The 16,150-nt window shown below is 57.9% G+C and carries 17 protein-coding genes and 1 pseudogene; 13 read left to right on the plus strand and 5 right to left on the minus strand.

The annotated features are described in order from the left end of the window. Nucleotides 1-156 precede the first annotated feature (156 nt). The 9 genes from CQ393_RS14100 to CQ393_RS14140 all read left to right on the plus strand — a co-directional run bounded on the left by CQ393_RS14100 (nt 157) and on the right by CQ393_RS14140 (nt 6,081). Nucleotides 157-567 (plus strand): MerC domain-containing protein, encoded by a 411-nt coding sequence (locus tag CQ393_RS14100; protein ID WP_153192305.1) that lies wholly within the window; start codon nt 157-159, stop codon nt 565-567. 109 nt (nt 568-676) lie between these two features. Beyond that, the gene (locus tag CQ393_RS14105; protein WP_153192307.1) at nt 677-859 is read left to right on the plus strand and encodes a 30S ribosomal protein THX; all 183 of its coding nucleotides are present in this window, start codon (nt 677-679) and stop codon (nt 857-859) included. 224 nt (nt 860-1,083) lie between these two features. Beyond that, nucleotides 1,084-2,289, plus strand: a complete 1,206-nt coding sequence (locus CQ393_RS14110) for a site-specific integrase (RefSeq protein ID WP_019043429.1) — start codon at nt 1,084-1,086, stop codon at nt 2,287-2,289. A 134-nt stretch (nt 2,290-2,423) separates the two neighbouring features. Continuing rightward, nucleotides 2,424-2,807 (plus strand): type II toxin-antitoxin system RelE/ParE family toxin, encoded by a 384-nt coding sequence (locus tag CQ393_RS14115; RefSeq protein WP_019043430.1) that lies wholly within the window; start codon nt 2,424-2,426, stop codon nt 2,805-2,807. After that, nucleotides 2,788-3,093, plus strand: a complete 306-nt coding sequence (locus tag CQ393_RS14120; protein ID WP_019043431.1) for a DNA-binding transcriptional regulator — start codon at nt 2,788-2,790, stop codon at nt 3,091-3,093. The genes CQ393_RS14115 and CQ393_RS14120 overlap by 20 nt, the downstream gene beginning before the upstream one ends. A 110-nt stretch (nt 3,094-3,203) precedes the next feature. Beyond that, nucleotides 3,204-3,653 carry a TIR domain-containing protein gene (locus CQ393_RS14125; RefSeq protein WP_236509469.1) on the plus strand — a complete coding sequence of 150 codons (450 nt, stop codon included), beginning with the start codon at nt 3,204-3,206 and terminating at the stop codon, nt 3,651-3,653. After that, nucleotides 3,653-4,279 (plus strand): hypothetical protein, encoded by a 627-nt coding sequence (locus CQ393_RS14130; protein ID WP_080375559.1) that lies wholly within the window; start codon nt 3,653-3,655, stop codon nt 4,277-4,279. The genes CQ393_RS14125 and CQ393_RS14130 overlap by 1 nt, the downstream gene beginning before the upstream one ends. Before the next feature lie 6 nt (nt 4,280-4,285). After that, nucleotides 4,286-5,422 (plus strand): nucleoside triphosphate pyrophosphohydrolase family protein, encoded by a 1,137-nt coding sequence (locus CQ393_RS14135; RefSeq protein WP_029158621.1) that lies wholly within the window; start codon nt 4,286-4,288, stop codon nt 5,420-5,422. Then, the gene (locus CQ393_RS14140; RefSeq protein ID WP_060446450.1) at nt 5,419-6,081 is read left to right on the plus strand and encodes a uracil-DNA glycosylase; all 663 of its coding nucleotides are present in this window, start codon (nt 5,419-5,421) and stop codon (nt 6,079-6,081) included. Before CQ393_RS14135 ends, CQ393_RS14140 begins: the two co-directional genes overlap by 4 nt. 74 nt (nt 6,082-6,155) lie before the next feature. On the opposite strand, the gene CQ393_RS14145 is transcribed toward CQ393_RS14140, so the two are convergent. From CQ393_RS14145 to CQ393_RS18265, 4 genes are all read right to left on the minus strand, one after another. Continuing rightward, nucleotides 6,156-6,743 carry a hypothetical protein gene (locus CQ393_RS14145; RefSeq protein ID WP_019043436.1) on the minus strand — a complete coding sequence of 196 codons (588 nt, stop codon included), beginning with the start codon at nt 6,741-6,743 and terminating at the stop codon, nt 6,156-6,158. Between the two features lie 2 nt (nt 6,744-6,745). After that, nucleotides 6,746-7,888, minus strand: coding sequence for a toll/interleukin-1 receptor domain-containing protein (locus tag CQ393_RS14150; RefSeq protein ID WP_080375558.1), 1,143 nt, complete (start codon nt 7,886-7,888; stop codon nt 6,746-6,748). A gap of 80 nt (nt 7,889-7,968) precedes the next feature. Continuing rightward, complete coding sequence (locus tag CQ393_RS14155) at nt 7,969-9,588, minus strand: CBASS cGAMP-activated phospholipase (protein ID WP_072270846.1); 1,620 nt, start codon at nt 9,586-9,588, stop codon at nt 7,969-7,971. Between the two features lie 31 nt (nt 9,589-9,619). Further along, complete coding sequence (locus CQ393_RS18265; RefSeq protein ID WP_019043439.1) at nt 9,620-10,426, minus strand: TIR domain-containing protein; 807 nt, start codon at nt 10,424-10,426, stop codon at nt 9,620-9,622. Nucleotides 10,427-10,726: 300 nt separating this feature from the next. Here CQ393_RS18265 and CQ393_RS14165 point away from each other — a divergent pair, with 300 nt between their 5' ends. The 3 genes and pseudogenes from CQ393_RS14165 to CQ393_RS18270 all read left to right on the plus strand — a co-directional run bounded on the left by CQ393_RS14165 (nt 10,727) and on the right by CQ393_RS18270 (nt 13,935). Then, on the plus strand, nt 10,727-11,554 hold the full coding sequence (locus tag CQ393_RS14165; RefSeq protein WP_024570161.1) for a DUF932 domain-containing protein: 828 nt from the start codon (nt 10,727-10,729) through the stop codon (nt 11,552-11,554). Between the two features lie 65 nt (nt 11,555-11,619). Next, entirely contained in the window at nt 11,620-13,668 is a 2,049-nt protein-coding gene (locus CQ393_RS14170; protein ID WP_019043441.1) for a ParB N-terminal domain-containing protein, read from the plus strand. Between the two features lie 61 nt (nt 13,669-13,729). Continuing rightward, a pseudogene (locus tag CQ393_RS18270) lies at nt 13,730-13,935 on the plus strand (hypothetical protein). Nucleotides 13,936-14,110: 175 nt separating this feature from the next. Here the strand turns inward: CQ393_RS18270 and CQ393_RS14180 are convergent. Next, nucleotides 14,111-14,779: a hypothetical protein gene (locus tag CQ393_RS14180; RefSeq protein WP_019043442.1), complete on the minus strand. Its 669-nt coding sequence runs from the start codon at nt 14,777-14,779 to the stop codon at nt 14,111-14,113. Between the two features lie 409 nt (nt 14,780-15,188). Here CQ393_RS14180 and CQ393_RS14185 point away from each other — a divergent pair, with 409 nt between their 5' ends. Then, a complete protein-coding gene (locus tag CQ393_RS14185; RefSeq protein ID WP_024570162.1) occupies nt 15,189-16,145 on the plus strand; it encodes an IS110 family transposase in 957 nt (318 codons plus the stop codon). Nucleotides 16,146-16,150: the final 5 nt, after the last annotated feature.

The following is a 16,150-nucleotide window of genomic DNA, read 5'->3' on the forward strand; positions in this document are numbered from 1 at the left end:
GGGTGCGGGAGGAGATCTGTCGGGTCATGGTGTTGTTACTTTGTATCAATTGAGGGGCGTGGGACGGCCAGGAAGGACGGCGGTCGGAGAAGGTGGGGCGGGCAGGACGAGGATGTTATATTATTCCATAACGCGTCGCCGCCCCTGCTGGAAGTCATGCCACCCAGAACGTCCCGCCAGTTCCTCGACCGCTTCGGCGCCGCCGGCTCGCTGCTGTGCGCGGCGCATTGCGCGGTCCTGCCGGCGCTGCTGGCGCTGGCGCCATCGCTGGGGTTGTCGTTCTGGCTGAGCGACGGCATCGAACAGGCGGTGGTGGTCTTCGTGACCTTCCTCGGCCTGTTCAGCCTGCTCTGGGGATATCGGCGCCACCGGGCGCTGCGCGCGCTGGCGCTGCTCGTCCCCGGGCTGGCGCTGCTCTGGGCCGGGCTGCTGCATGCCGAGCTGCATCATTCGCGGGTGCCGCACGCGGTGGTGATGACCGTCGGCGGCGTGCTGGTGGGCCTGGCCCACCTGATGAACCTGCGCCTCAACCACCGCCACGTGCACGACGCCAGCTGCGCGCATTGAGGGGCGCATGTTAGGCTTTCACTTCACGCGCGGGGGCGCTGTCAAAGCGGCCTCGCCGAACCCGTGTCAGTACGGGGCAATCTGATTTCACACTTGAGGAGTTGACGACATGGGTAAGGGTGACCGCAAGACCGCCAAGGGCAAGCGCTACAACGCCAGCTACGGCAATGCGCGTTCGCATTCGGTGAGCAAGGTGGCCGTGGGCGCAGCTGCGCCGGTCGCCAAGAAGACCGTCGCCAAGGCACCGGCCAAGAAGGCCGTCGCCAAGAAGGCGGTGGCCAAGGCCGGTTGATCCCGGTCCGGCAACAGCGAAAAAGCGGCGCTTGCGCCGCTTTTTTTATTTCACCATGACTCCAGCACCGCATTTCGCTGGACTACGCCCAAGCCCGATACAGCAGGTTTATCAATAACTTAGGCGAGTTCAACATATGCCGGTGCTTTCCGAAACCTGACCCGGCTTCCCCTCTGCTGACCCCTATGAGGCTCCTGGAAACCGGGTCTTTCCGAGGAGTCATCGTGGCAAAAATCAAGCTCACCAAGTCCGCAGTCGATGCGGCACAACCTCAGGCGCAGGCCGTCGAATTCCGGGACACGCTGGTGCCCGGCTTCCTGTGCAAGGTTACGCCAGCAGGCCGCAAGGTGTTCATGCTCCAGTATCGGACGAACGCCGGCGAACGCCGCAAGCCCGCCTTGGGCCTCTATGGGGAACTCACCGTCGAACAAGCCCGTTCCCTTGCCCAGGAGTGGCTGGCCGAGGTCCGTCGGGGTGGTGACCCCGGTGCGGCCAAGACCGCCGCGCGCAAGGCCCCGACCGTCGCTGAACTGTGTGTGAAGTTCATGGAGGACCACTCCAAGCAGCGCAACAAGCCCAGCACGCAGGCCGGCTACCAAAAGTGCATCACCCGTAACATCATCCCGATGCTGGGCCGCATGAAGGTGCAGGACGTGAAACGCCCGGACGTGGCCGGGGCGATGAAGAAGATGGCGCACAAGCCCGCGGACGCGAACCGCACGTTCAGCGTGATGCGCAAGATGTTCAACCTGGCCGAAGTCTGGGGCTACCGGCCGGACGGCACCAACCCGTGCCGCCATGTCCCGATGTACCCCAACGGCAAGGCCACGCACCTCATCAGCGACGAGGAGATGGGCAAGCTGTTCCGGTATCTCGACTATCTGGAAACCGATGGGTTGGGGCTGGATCATGCGATCCTTCCGCTGGCCATCCGGTTGCAATTCGAGTTCGCGGGCCGCCGCTCCGAGATCGTCACCCTGCAATGGGATTGGGTGGATTTGGAGAACCGGCGCGTGGTCTGGCCCGACAGCAAGACCGGCGGCATGTCCAAGCCCTTAAGCGAGGAAGCCTACCGCCTGCTTTCCACCGCGCCGCACCAGGACGGTTGCCCGCACGTGTTCTCGTCCCCGAATCATCCGGGGCAGCACCTGACCACGGGCGAGTATTACAGCGGCTGGACGCGCATCCTCAAGCGCGCCGGCGTGACCCACGTGGGCACGCACGGCATCCGCCACCGTTCGGCCACCGACATCGCTAACTCGGGGATTCCGGTGAAGGTCGGCATGGCGCTGACGGCGCACAAGACCGTGGCAATGTTCATGCGTTACGTCCACACCGAGGACAAACCGGTACGCGAGGCGGCCGAACTGGTGGCGAACCGGCGCAAGGCGATCACCGGGGCGCAGCGCCCGGTAGAGGTGGCAGCATGAGCAGGTTCCAACACATGGCTTCTGCTGCCGGAATTGTCGCGACACTGTCACGACAATTTCAGGGTCCCCTCCTTGGCCGGCTGCGGGACTGGAAAAGTATGCCCGTTTCGGGCATACTTTAGAGGTTGCCTGACATGAATGTCCTCAAGCGCAAGGACTTTGCACGGTGGCAGGCGGGCGAGAAGCTGCCCGATGCCGCCTTGTGCCGGGCGGTTCACGAGATGGAGGCTGGCCTGATTGATGCTGACCTGGGCGGCTTCCTCTACAAAAAGCGGGTGGCCCGTCTTGGTGGCGGCAAGAGCGGCGGTTATCGAACGCTGCTGTCAGCGCGAATCGGTAGCCGCTATGTGTTTCTGCATGGATTCCCAAAAAGCGATAAGGCGAACATCACGCAGGACGAAAGGAAGGCGCTGCAGTTCGCCGGAAAGGTGTTTCTGGAGCTATCGGCAGAGGACTTGATGAAAGCGCTGCAGATAGGCGTTCTATTGGAGGTGTGTTGTGACGAGCAAGCTCATTGAATCCCTGCGCGGCGATCTGGCCGCGCTGCACGATGCCGGCGCGATCGGCAAGGTGACGATGCGCGAGTTCGACGCCATCTGCCCGCCGCCAGTACGGGAGTTCAGCGCGGCCGACATCAAGCGGCTGCGCGAGGAACTGAAGTTCAGCCAGCCGGTGTTCGCACTGCACCTGCACACCACGGCATCCACGGTACGCAAGTGGGAGCAAGGCGACACCCATCCTGCAGGGCCAGCCCTCAAACTGCTCAATGTCATCGCGAACAAGGGGCTGCAGGCAATCCTTTGATCAAGACAAATAGGTCTGCACTTCCCGCAGACATCTGCCTCAAATGAAGTTACGATGTTTAACGGTTGTAAAAACATCTATGGAGGTAACGGGTGGCGGAGACGAGAAACGTGTTTATCAGCCATGTCCATAAGGACGATCATGGACTCCAGAAGCTCAAAGATCTACTGGCTCCGAAGGGTCTGGATGTCAGAGACTCCTCGATTCATACAGGGAAGTTCAACAACGCCACTGATGAGCACTACATAAAGACCCAAATTCTGGCACCTGCGATCAACTGGGCTGGCGTCTTCATTTGCTACGTTTCTCCCCAGACAAAAGATAGCGATTGGGTTAACTGGGAGATTGAATATGCTGCAAAGCAGGGCAAACGCATTGTGGGCGTTTGGGAACATGGTGAAAAAGAATGTGATATTCCCGATGCCTTGAAGGAATACGCTGACGCCTTGGTTGGTTGGAACGGCGATGCAATCATTGATGCGATTAATGGCAAAGACACATGGGAAAAGCCTGATGGTGGTTCCTGCAGCACTGTTCCCCTTAAGCGACACCCCTGCTGATGGCTCGCATTCACTCCTACGTGGTGCGCTACGACAGTGGTTTTGCACCCAATCCGTTTTATGGTCACTGTACGCTAGTAACCTGTAAGCCAGGTATTCGCCGCAGTGCCGAAGTTGGTGACTGGGTCATCGGCAGCGGCAGCAATGCCCATGGCGTGGGTCGAGGTGGACATCTTGTGTACGGCATGCGCGTTACCGAGGTAATGACACTCGACGAATATGCGCTGAATCCCAGGTTTGAATCGAAAAAACCTTTTCGCAACGGAAGCCGGAAGCAAAGTTGTGGAGACAACATCTACTTTAGAGATGGGCCTGAGGCAGCTTGGCAGCAACGAGATTCTTTTCACTCCCGGGAAGACGGAACACTTAATCCTCAGCACGTACAGCGCGACACTGGAGTAAACAGGGTTTTGGTCAGCAATGACTTTGTTTATTTCGGAGGGACGGGGCCAAAGTTCCCTCTAGAACTGCAAGACCGAAATGGTAGACCTCTGTGCAAAAGTGGCATAGGGTTGACTTGCTTTAATGATCCTCAACTGCTTGCCAATCTAGAGAAATGGATACGTAGTTTGGGTGTTGCCGGCTATCAAGGGCCCCCATTCGAATGGCTCACTCTTCGCGGATAATTTGACATGCAAAAAGAAGGATCTCTTCTGCTCTCGGATTATGCAGCAGAAATTGCAGCTACCGATGTGCTCAATCCGACCGATTTTTCCCCAGTTCTTCAAGGTTTATATGGGGAAATAGGCGGAATTATGGCTACGGCAAAAAAGCATATTCGGGAGAAATCCGCCTATCCTGGGTTTAAGAAGGCGGCCGAAGAAGAGTTTGGCGACACTCTCTGGTATCTGGCAGCGCTCTGCAGGCGTATGCAAATTCCCCTTGAAGAGGTTTTTGCCGAGGCAGCGAACCATGGGGATTTTAAGAACGTGGGAGCCGCCAGCGACATGGCCGAGGGCGCGTTGGCTTACATTGCCATGCCAATTGCTGAACCGGGTTCGGTGGATACCACGCTGGTACGTTTAGGTCAGTCAGCCGCAGCATTGTTGGGTAGTTCCCCTACGCATAGTGATCTAGTTTCCTTTGCACGAGCTTATTTGGACGCCATTCGTGCTGCCGAATTGATATTTTCAGAAGTGGCGCGCGGCAATCTTCGGAAAGCTCGCGGGGCCTTTTTAGAGCCACAACCTGCTGATTTAATTGGTCTTGATTTCGATAGCGATTTCGGGGATGAAGAACAACTGCCCAGAAATTTCAAAATTAGAGTCAATCAACGAGGAAGCGGAAAGAGCTATCTTCAATGGAATGGGGTATTTATAGGAGACCCTCTGACTGACAATATTGCTGACCGCGATGGTTATCGATTTCACGACGTCTTCCATTTTTCATATGCGGCCGTACTACATTGGTCACCCGTGATTCGGGCATTGATCAAGCATAAACGAAAAAGCAAGCCGAAGTACGATGAGGAGCAGGATAGTGGTCGAGCCATTGTTGTTGAAGAAGGCCTTACTGCCTGGATTTTTTCTAGAGCAAAGGAATTGAATTTCTTCGAGAAGCAGGAGAAGATTTCTCTGGGAATTCTGAAAACCATTGGTGAATTTGTTAGCGGCTATGAAGTGGAAAAGTGTCCGCTGAAGTTGTGGGAGAAAGCTATCCTTGACGGGTATGCCGTTTTTCGGCAGCTCAAAGAAAATCAGGGAGGTTGGATCATTGGCGACCGTGAACAGCGCACAATCAAATATATGCCGCTGGAGCTTGAGAAATGAAGACTCACCCTTTTGTCGAGGCGGTGGCCTCGCTGCAGTTTGAAAACTGTTTTAACCCGTATTCAGATCGTTGCGAAGTGCATGACCGTCGCGATGCACCTCGGCGCCGAACTGCGGCGCTTTCTGCCATGCTGCGTTGCGCGCTGGAGGAACCGGTCGATGCAATATGGATTGGCCGAGACCTTGGATACCGTGGGGGGCGCCGCACGGGGCTGGCCCTGACTGATGACGTTCACATGACCCATCATGCCAAGCGTTGGGACCTCGATTTAGTTGCAGAACGACCTACCGTAGGAAGCGCAGTGGCTGAGCGAACTGCTGCAGTCATATGGAACATGCTGGAGCACATTGATGCTCGTATCTTCCTTTGGAACGTCTTCCCACTTCATCCGCACGAATCGGGTGATCCGTTTACCAACCGGCAGCACAATGCTCGTGAAAGACGTGCGGGCGAAGAATTGCTGCAGCAACTTATTGACCTATTGCAGCCATCCCGCATCGTTGCCATAGGAAATGACGCTGCCGCAGCAGCTCATCGCATCACGGATACGGTGCCCGTTATTTGTGTGAGGCATCCGAGTTACGGTGGCCAAACACAGTTTCAGGAGCAAATTTCGGAACTCTATGGATACCCACTACGGAATCAATCACTTTTTTGAACGGGCGTTGGCGGTTTCTTTAACCAGTTGCAATCGATGCTGCGAGCCAGCTGATCACATTGTCGCGGATATGGCTAGCGTCCCTTATCATCGATGGCCATCGTGAGGTGAGTGTGAAAGAGCCGAGCGAAGTCCACGTCGGCAAGATCTCCATCGGCGAAGTAGCCTCGATCCTTGGAGAGATTCAACGCCGCTCCCCCCGGTGAAGGGACAGGCAATACCTTGGCGGCTGGGTGAAAGTGTCTGAACAGTTCGTGCTCCGCCTCTACGCCCTCCATGCCCCCGATGAATACTGCCGCAACTAAGTCTTCACGTGACAGCATTTGCTCGCGCATCATCAACAGGCTCGCTTCCCGCTCATTGGGAATCGCTTCGGTATAAACGACATTCTGGAAGTGCTTGTTCTCTTCGGGATAGCGGTCCTCAAAGAATCTACTCTGATACAAGATCACTGACTGGGAGTAGTCCACACCCAAGTCTTCACAGATTGTCCAGATCATCGGCGTAATGGCAGGATGGCCGCCCCAGACAATCTTGTGCCGACGAATCACAGCCATTGCCAACTCTCGTACTGCACATTGGATAAGGAACGGATTAGCCGTTTCATGATAAGTGCCTCGGCCAACAAGCGGCACGCTGGCCGAAAGGAAGATGGCGCTCATGCTCAAGCCACCCAATCTGCAAATTGCCAACCTGCCTCGCTCGACTTGACCCATCGTGCGGAATGGATGTACTGGCCAAGCCAGTCCAAATGTCCTAGCCATCGAGGATGCAAGCCGACGTGATCGTAGACAACGGCGACTGACTGATCAGGTGAATTTGTCGAGGCCTCATGCAGTGTTGTCGATGTAGGAACACCAACCGTGGGATACACCACCACTGCCCGACCATCTGGCAGTCGGATATGAACGGCCCTGTTACTCCCCACTCCGATTACTTGACCACCGATCGTTTGAATGGCATTTCGCAGATTGCTCACAAGATTGACGGAACGCACGGCATGGCTCTGACTGCGGACTTCCTCAAGTTGCAAGCAGATGCGCTCTACCGCCCCGTCGGCCAGACGCCCTGTGCCCGGGTCTACTTCTTCGGGCAATAGTTCTGCCCGGCTTGCAGTAGCTGTGCGCGCAGAAGGTGTGGCATCCGGCCAGCCGACCCGAAGAACGCTGATGCCCTTGGCCAACGCGCGTCCGAACTCCGCGCTCGTCCAGCGACTTTCGAAATAACCTGGCGTGTCGAGCATCACGAGCACATCAGAATCGCAGAGCCGATGCCACAGCATGGTCTGGAAGTCCTCCGCAGGTGGAATGCCGTGCGTGTCGAGGAATACGTCGAAAAGTCGAACTGACAAAGCGTCAAACAGTTGCAAAGCAGCTTCTCGGGCTTCACCTCGGCGGTAGCTCACAAAAACCCGCCGCTGCCGAGGGAGTAATCCTGCACATTCCAGCAATGCGGTCGCAACGCGTTGTGCACCACCTGCTGCATACGCTAGGCAGTTGAGCGGTTGCAACATTGCAGGAATCTCTGCGCTGACTCTACTGACATCCGACGCCACCGGCAGCAATGGGATGCCACGCTCTAACAGCTTTGCAACATTGGCAATAGGAGCATTCTCACCTCCAAAAAAAACTGCGGCGGCTGATCTTTGCTGCGGCGGCTCGAACGATTCGGGACAAATATCCCATCCGACCTCATGACCCAGCCTCAGATTGAACATGCCTACGGCGTGAGCCACGATATTCTCAAGCTCAGAAATCTGAGCAGCACTTGGTGCCCCAAGTATTGCAAGCTGATATAGAGAAGGCATGTTTACCTTAGTCGAATAATTTTTAGAAATCGGGCGAAAGCATCCCACTCAGGCACGATTCCTGTGGGCCTCCAGGCAAATTAATACCGTTGCCATTCTGGAGCCAACAGTCCATCCAAGAATCTAGATCGAACGGAAACAAAAGAATCCTTGCCTACATCATTTCCCCGCACGGCCATATCTTCAATCGCTTCTGCATCATCAAGTTTAATTTCTACCGGAGTCTGTTGATTAATCCGAAGATGGCGTGTTGGGCCTAAAAAACCATCGGCCAAAACTAGTGCCCCATGCTCCTGGGCAGCAAAGAAGAGATCGGCACTATTGGGTGCCCATCCAGCTTTCCCTTTTCCAAGGGACTCCGTGAAATCGCTTTCACTGCCCATTGTGCCGACACTTAAAACATCTATTCGATCCAAGGGTATTTTTAGATAGCGAACAGCTTCTGCCAGTGCGGGGAGAATTGGATTGTTCGCCCAAACACCACCATCAAGAAAAGATTCAGGCGCAACCGGCCCATCCCAGACAGATTCGTCAAAATATGTAGGGGCAGCTGAAGATGCAAGTGCGGCATCGACCGCTGAGATATCTCGAAATGCTGTTCTATCTGGGGTATGGGCTGTGACAATAGCTTCAGCTTGTCCATGTTTGGCTCTTACTGTAGGAATAACGAGCCTGCAGCATGAGGCATCAGTTATTCTCCTATCACCATACACTTTGCACAGTAAATCTCGGAGCGTGGAAGATTCGTGCTTGGATTTCAACCAATGTCGAAGCTTCCTATCTTTTGGGAAAATTAACGGTCCTTGCTCTTGGTAGAATTTCAATATATCGCGCGGAGCTATTCCGAGGGCAAGCCCGATTGCGAGTATTGCACCTGTCGATGTGCCAGCCACTAAATCGAAATGCGATACTAGATTGTTACCGCCACCACTCCTGAGCATGTCATCCCACTTAGCCAAGACGGCGGCAGTAAACGTCCCTCGCAATCCTCCCCCATCAAGAGCAAGAATTCGAAAATTACGCCCCCGTGAAACACTGCGCCGCACGAGCGGCAGAAGCTTTAGCTGATTGACAATGGTTTCTACAATACGTTCGATAGACGTATCGTTCGCAATTTCTCGGTTTGCATTCTCAGATAGTCCATTTTGCAATCTTGAAGGCAAGCTCGGGTTGTCCTTTAGATAACCCGCAATTGCTCCCCCAAATCCTGCAACAACGAAACCTGGCTTTCCGAGTTCTAGCATCGCATCAAGCTCAGTGGGGACCCCTGCTTTGGCCTTATTTATGTCCCACCACTTACCTCCAACGCAGACAACCGCATCCGATCGCTCGGCCATCCAGTCTCGCATTGGAGTTAAATCACTATTGCTTACTCCATCAGCTTCTGCGGGAACTATTTGCACCGCTGCGAATTGGCGTTGGATTTCTATTTCTGCAATTTGTTCATCTGTTTCGGCAAATTTTTGAGCACGAACCAATGTTAAGGCTCCTACCTCACCTCCCGCATGAAGAAAATCTCTCGCGGCATCTTCTAATGGTTTAGACAAGGACGGGTGACTGCCATGAATCACTGAACCTCCCTCGCTAAATATTCGCGATGCTAGTGCCTTCACAAACAAGCATATTTCTTCTTGCCGCTCATCTGGAGCAGATCCTGAGAGGTGAATTCGCACCCCTGCAAGAGGTTGTCTTGGAATCATGCGTTAAACCTGGTTGGCTGGAACGATTAAATTACGAGTAATTTCCCCTGATCTCAATGGCTTTTTCGATCCAGTCCTCAAGGTTTTCCTTGATGTGACTGTACACATTAGTACTGGAGGAATATGGCGGATTGTAAGTTTTTACGATTTCATCCATGGAGACACCATTTATAGTGAATTTTGAAAATGGATTGCTTCCCTTTTCCGCTTGATCTCCGTCGCTATCCTTGAGATTGTGGATGTAGATCCCAAGCACCCCCTTCTTATCCTTCCACGCTTTCTTTATTTCGTAGTTAATCCATTTTCTCCCAGCCGTATTCTCTCCAACAAGAATGATTGCAACCGTCTTTCCTTTTAATTGCTCATCAATCCACTCTTGAATTGCATCATCTCCGCCTGCCTTCACATCTTCCCAGTCGTTATCGGAAGCGGGCTTGTTTCCATCTATAACACCCATGCTTCTGACTTGGGCAGCTCTCCAGTTGTCTGGCTGGTAGTGAAAGCTGTAAAAGGCTCTACGCGTCATTTTTTCTCCTGATGCTTCTTTGCGGCTAAAGATACGATTTCCATCCAAGTCACAATTTACAACAAGTATCTTCATTTGTTGAAATTTGGGGTGACTTGCGTGGGCATCCCCGGCCAAGTGGACATGGCCGGTCGCGCTGTCGTGCGCGTAGCGCATCGAGCCGCCGCACCCTTCGGCCACGGCGTCTCGCCCCCTTCGGGCTTCCATCGTTCCCTCGCTCCGCTTGGCTGACGCCTCCGGCCCGGCTTCCAGATCCGGGCCTGCGCGCTTGCGCTTGCCGTGCGGTCGGCACACAGGGAGGGCCGTTGCCATGTCCAGCCGTCTTCCCTGACTCCATCACCTTGTCAGCGACCGTAGCCCGCTCCCGTAGGCCGTCAAGGCGCGCAGGGCCGTGTCCTCGGCTGCGCCTGCGGGCCGCACCCACCCTGCGCTTGTTTCCTTGACGGCCCCCGTCCGCGCGCTCCTTTGGCCGCGGGCGATGAACTCAGGAAAGACGGTGGCAACAGGGCCAACCGGGTTCCTCGTGCCGACCGCACCGAACAGCCGAAAGGCTGGGCTCCGAATCTAGGAATCCGGTGTGCGGTTTTCTTCAACAGCCTCAGGAGAAAGACCATGCAACTCGCATCCCGCTTCGCTCACCACTCCCCCGCATTGCGCAGCGAAACCCCGCTGTCCGATGACCAGATTCGCAGGGTGGCCCCGTCCATCTTCGCGGACGCTCCGCATGAGAGCCGTTCCGAGCGGTACAGCTACATCCCCACCGCCGCCGTGTTGACCGAGCTTCGCAAGGAGGGTTTCCAGCCCTTCATGGTGTGCCAAACCCGCGTGCGCAACGAAGGCCGGCGCGAGCACACCAAACACATGCTGCGCCTGCGCCACTCCAACCAGATCAACGCCCGCGAAGCCAATGAAATCATCCTGCTGAACTCGCACGACGGCACGAGCAGCTATCAATTACTGGGTGGCATGTTCCGCTTCGTTTGCAGCAATGGCCTTGTCTGCGGCGACACCATGGGCGATGTGCGCGTGCCCCACAAAGGCGACGTGGCCGGGCATGTCATCGAGGGCGCCTATCAGGTGCTAGGTGGCTTCGAGCATGCGCAGGAATCGCGCGAATCCATGCAGGCCATCACGCTGGATGCAGGGGAATCGGAAGTGTTCGCCCGCGCTGCGCTGGCCCTCAAGTACGACGACCCGACCAAGCCCGCGCCCATCACGGAATCGCAAATCCTGATGCCGCGCCGGTTCGATGACCGCCGCCCCGACCTGTGGAGCGTGTTCAACCGCACGCAGGAGAACTTGACCAAGGGCGGATTGGCTGGCCGCGCCGCCAATGGCCGCAGGCAGCGGACCCGGCCCGTGCAGGGCATCGATTCCGACATTCGCCTGAACCGCGCCCTGTGGCTGCTGGCCGATGGCATGCGTCAGCTCAAGGCCTGAACCGTTCCCCCGCCGGAGGGGCGGTTCCCCTCCATTCCCTTGTTTCACTCGATTGGAGATTCACCATGAACGCCGTTACCTACACCGAAGCCCAAGCCCTCGACACCCGCGCCAACGTGCTGCAAGCCGCCGACCCGAGCAAGCACATGATTCTGGTTCCCCTGTCGCGGCTGGTGCTGCGCCCCACGGGCCGCAACGTGCGCAAGACCCCGCGCATGTCCATTCCCGAACTGGCCGCGAGCATCCAGCGCGTGGGCTTGCTGCAAAACCTGATCGTGATTCCCGCTGCCGATGGCGAGCATTACGAGGTGGTGGCCGGTGGTCGCCGCCTTGCGGCCCTCAAGCTGCTGGCGAAGAAACACCGCATCGCCAAGGATTGGCAGGTGCCTTGCCTGCAAGTGGCCGATGGCACGGCCCGTACCGCGAGCCTCACCGAGAACGTGCAGCGCGAAGCCATGCATCCGGCAGACCAGTTTGAAGCGTTTGCGGCATTGGTGGCCGAAGGCCGCCCCATCGAAGACATTGCAGCGGATTTTTCCGTCACGCCGCTGGTGGTGCAGCGCCGCTTGAAGCTGGCGAACGTCTCGCCGCGCCTGATGGCGGACTACAGGGCCGATGCCGTGACGCTCGATCAGTTGATGGCGCTCTCCATCACCGACGATCACGCCGCGCAGGAGCGTGCGTTCTACGATGCGCCGCTGTGGCAACGCAGCCCCTCCGCGCTGCGCGAACGCCTGACCGAGCGCGAGATTGACGCCTACCGCCATCCGCTCGTGCGCTTCGTGGGGCTGGATGCCTACGAGCAGGCAGGCGGCGGAGTTCGCCGTGACCTGTTCGCGGAGGATGACGCGGGCGTGTACCTGAGCGACGCCGCCTTGCTGGAACGGCTGGCGCAAGACAAGCTGGCAGGCATCGCCGCCGAGGTGAAGGCCGAGGGCTGGGCTTGGGCCGATGCCACGCCCGGCATGACCCATGCCGACCTGCACGCCTTTCAGCGTGCGCCGAGGGAGCGGCGCGCACCCAACAAGCGCGAAGCACAGCGCATCGAGAAGCTGCAAGAGAAAATGCGCGCCATTGGCGAAGCCGTGGACGCCGCGATGGATGCCGAGGACGAGGAGAAGGCCGACGCCTTGCAGGAGGAAGGCGAAGCCCTGGGCGAGCAGTTGCAGGCGCTGGAAGAAGGCTTGCGGGGATACGGCGCGAACGTGAAGGCCGCAGCCGGTGCCATTGTGACCATCGACCGCAACGGCGAAGTCGTGATTCATCGCGGGCTGCTGCGCGAGGCCGAAGCTAAGGCGCTGCGCACGCTCGAAAAGCTGCGCCAAGGCTTCAGCGACCCGGACGCCGCGAACGATGACGAAGGCGAGGAAGACGAAGCGCCCAAGACAGCAGCGATTTCCGACCGACTGGCTCAGCGCCTGAGCGCCCATCGCACCGCTGCACTGCAAATCGAGGTAGCCCGGCATCCACAGGTGGCGCTGGCCGCGCTGGTGCATGGCATGGTGCAGACCCTCTTGCAGGGCCGCTACTACGGTCATGATCTACCGCTGGGCGTGCGCCTGACGGTGCAAGACCGGCTGGAAGGCATGGCCCCGGACTGGCCCGATTCACCCGCCGCCGTGGCGCTGCGCGAATTGCAGCAGGCGTGGGGCGGCAAGCTGCCCGACGACAGCGCCGAACTGTTCGCCGCGCTGCTGGCGATGGAGCAAGGCGAACTGGTCAAGCTGCTGGCCGTGTGCGTGGCTTCGACCGTGGACGTGGTGACGCCGCGTGCCACGGTACAGCAGCCGGGCGCGGAACTGGTGCAGGCTGTGGGCCTCGACATGGCCGCATGGTGGAGGCCGACCGCAGAAGGCTACTTCAAGCACGTTCCGAAGGCAGCGATTCTGCAAGCCGTGGGCGAGTTGGTGCCCGAGAGCGTCAACCGGCTGGCGAAGCTCAAGAAGGCCGACATTGCCAGTGAGGCCGAGCGGCTGGTGAACGGCAAGGGCTGGATGCCTGCCATCTTCAAGACGGCAGACGCGCCCGAGGAAGGCCTGCAGGATGCGGCGCAGGACGGCGCGGAAGCAGCCGCCACCGTGACGCATGAACCTGCCGAGGCATTGACCGCCTGACCCACGCCGAAGGCAAGCGCCCCGCCCGGGGCGCTTTGCCGCAGGGAGCCGAACCATGCCCATCATCAACACCACCAGCCGCCCGCGCATGGCGGCAATCTACGCCCCCGGCACCGTGCGCCCCGCCGCTGGCACGGCGAGGGCGACGTGCGCGGCTATCGTCCGCCCTCGGGTTGGACGGCACGCGCCGACCTCACGGACATTCATCCCATCACGGGCCGTGCCTTGGCGCGGGCCGTGTGGTGGATCATCGAGACGAAGGAATAACCGTCGTCGACACCGCGCCCAGGCCGTTCCGCCCTGGGCGCGGTGAACTTCAAAAATCCGGGCGCGGCGGTGGCCGCGCCCGGTGTTGAGAGCCGACAGCCCAATCAGAACGCCGCCGCCTTTGCAGGCCCGGCTGCGGTGTTGGCGCGTTGATACAGATGGCGCGAAGGCGCAATCACACCTTGATCGGGCCAAACATCCCCGTGTAGATCAGCGTTTCCCAAACCTTCTTGATCCCCTGTCCGGTCTCCTGGCTCACGAACAGCGACGATCGCGCGCCATGGGGGGCGCCCAGGAAATACGAGCGCATCGACTCCCATGTCTCCGCGACCTGGGACCAGGTCCAGCACGGAACCTCTTTCTCCAGGATCAAAGGCACTGCGATGGACAGCGGGATCATCTTGTCCATCGGTAAGGGCTCTTCCCAGTTGCACTTGACCAGTATCGGGGTGGCTTCTGGGTTGTAGAACTGCACATCCAGCTTCTCCGCTGTGATGTAAGCAGCGTGGTGGCGAGGAAGGGCTAGAACCGAGTCCAAGACCTCCTGACCATCGCCATAGGGACAGGTGATGAATCCATTGGCGAAGTACCGCGTGTGGTCGAGGCCTTTGTAGCCGCAGCGATCACTCGGTGTGGTGACGGGGTGGCGGCTATCGTGGTTGCGCACCAGTGGGTGCCATGAAGGGTATCTGTCAACCACCGGCCCGAGTTCATCCACGATGTCCTGCAGCGCTTGCTTGCTTCGCGCTCTTTCAGATTCGTCCGCATCCCGGGGGCGCAGGACAAGGTATTTCTCCACTTCTTCGTACCCGGCTTGCGCCGCTTCGTCTGCTCGAAATGCCATGATAGAACCGTCTTTCCTGATTTATGCGCGATGTTGATGAGTTTCGCATAAAATTGATGTTTTGTGCAAATTATGTCTAATTCATGTGGATCGCCAAGGATGGGGGAGGTTTTGCTGGGTTTTGGCGTGTCGACGCTAGCGCCGCCAAGCTCTCGGGCTGCGCCCCGTGCCGACTTCGCTGTCACGGCCATTCGGCTTCGATCCCTTGTATCTTTGAAGTGCGTGTTCGGCAATGCCGTCACGCCCGGACCTGCCAGGGTTCGGGGTTGGCCGCAGCATGTAGCCCGTCATCCCTCGGTGCCACTTGAGCCCGTGCGTGAGTCCTGGGCGCATGCTCGCGCCCGATCTCTGAAAGCCCGAACAGTTGCGTGAACGCCGTTCGCATTTGCAAGGAAGGGACGCGGAGATCATGGCCAATCAAGTTGCAGTCGGTATCGACATCTCCAAGAAGACCATGGATGTAGCCATCGGGCACGAGCAGTCCACGGCCATATTCAGTAACGATGGTGCTGGGCACCAAGCGCTGATCGCAGCGTTGAAGAACCATCCGGTCTCGCTGATCGTGATGGAGGCGACTGGACAGTACCAACTGGCCTGTGCTTGCGCTCTACAAGCTGCGGGATTCGCTGTCATTGTCATCAACCCTCGGCAGGCCCGGGACTTCGCCAAGGCCATGGGGCGATTGGTCAAGACCGACAGCGTGGATGCCAGGATGCTGGCTGAACTGGCGCAGGTGCTGAACCAGCGTCCTGATCGAGATCGCTTCATCAAACCGATGCCAGACCAGGTACAACAACACCTGCATGCACTGGTGCTTCGACGGCGGCAGTTGGTACGCTTGCTGGTCAGCGAGCGCCAACGCAAACACATGGCGCATCCGGAGGTCGTGCAAGATATTGCGGAACTGATGGATATGCTCGCGACGCAGCTTGAGGCGCTGGATCGAAGGATTGCGGAGCATCTGGCTCAATACCAGTCCGATCTGGCCACATTGCTCAAGAGTGTCAAGGGAGTTGGCCCGGCGACGGCTGCGACGCTGATTTCCGAGCTGCCGGAGCTTGGCCAGCTCAAGGCCAAGCAGATCTGCGCGCTGGTAGGTGTCGCACCGATGAACCGGGACTCAGGCCAGGCTCGCGGTAAACGCATCATTTGCGGCGGGAGGGCTACGGTCAGGAGCGCGTTATACATGGCCGCCATCGTTGCCATGCGGCACAACGCCGTGATACGGCGTTGCTATGAGCGCCTGCTGGCGGCTGGCAAGCCGAAGAAGGTTGCCATCGTGGCCTGCATGCGCAAGCTGCTGATCATCATGAATGCCATGGTCAAAACCGGGCGGCCATGGAATGACCAGCCTGCTCCGGCGTGACTTTC

Source organism: Stenotrophomonas sp. MYb238 (assembly GCF_009496535.1).
GTDB lineage: Bacteria > Pseudomonadota > Gammaproteobacteria > Xanthomonadales > Xanthomonadaceae > Stenotrophomonas.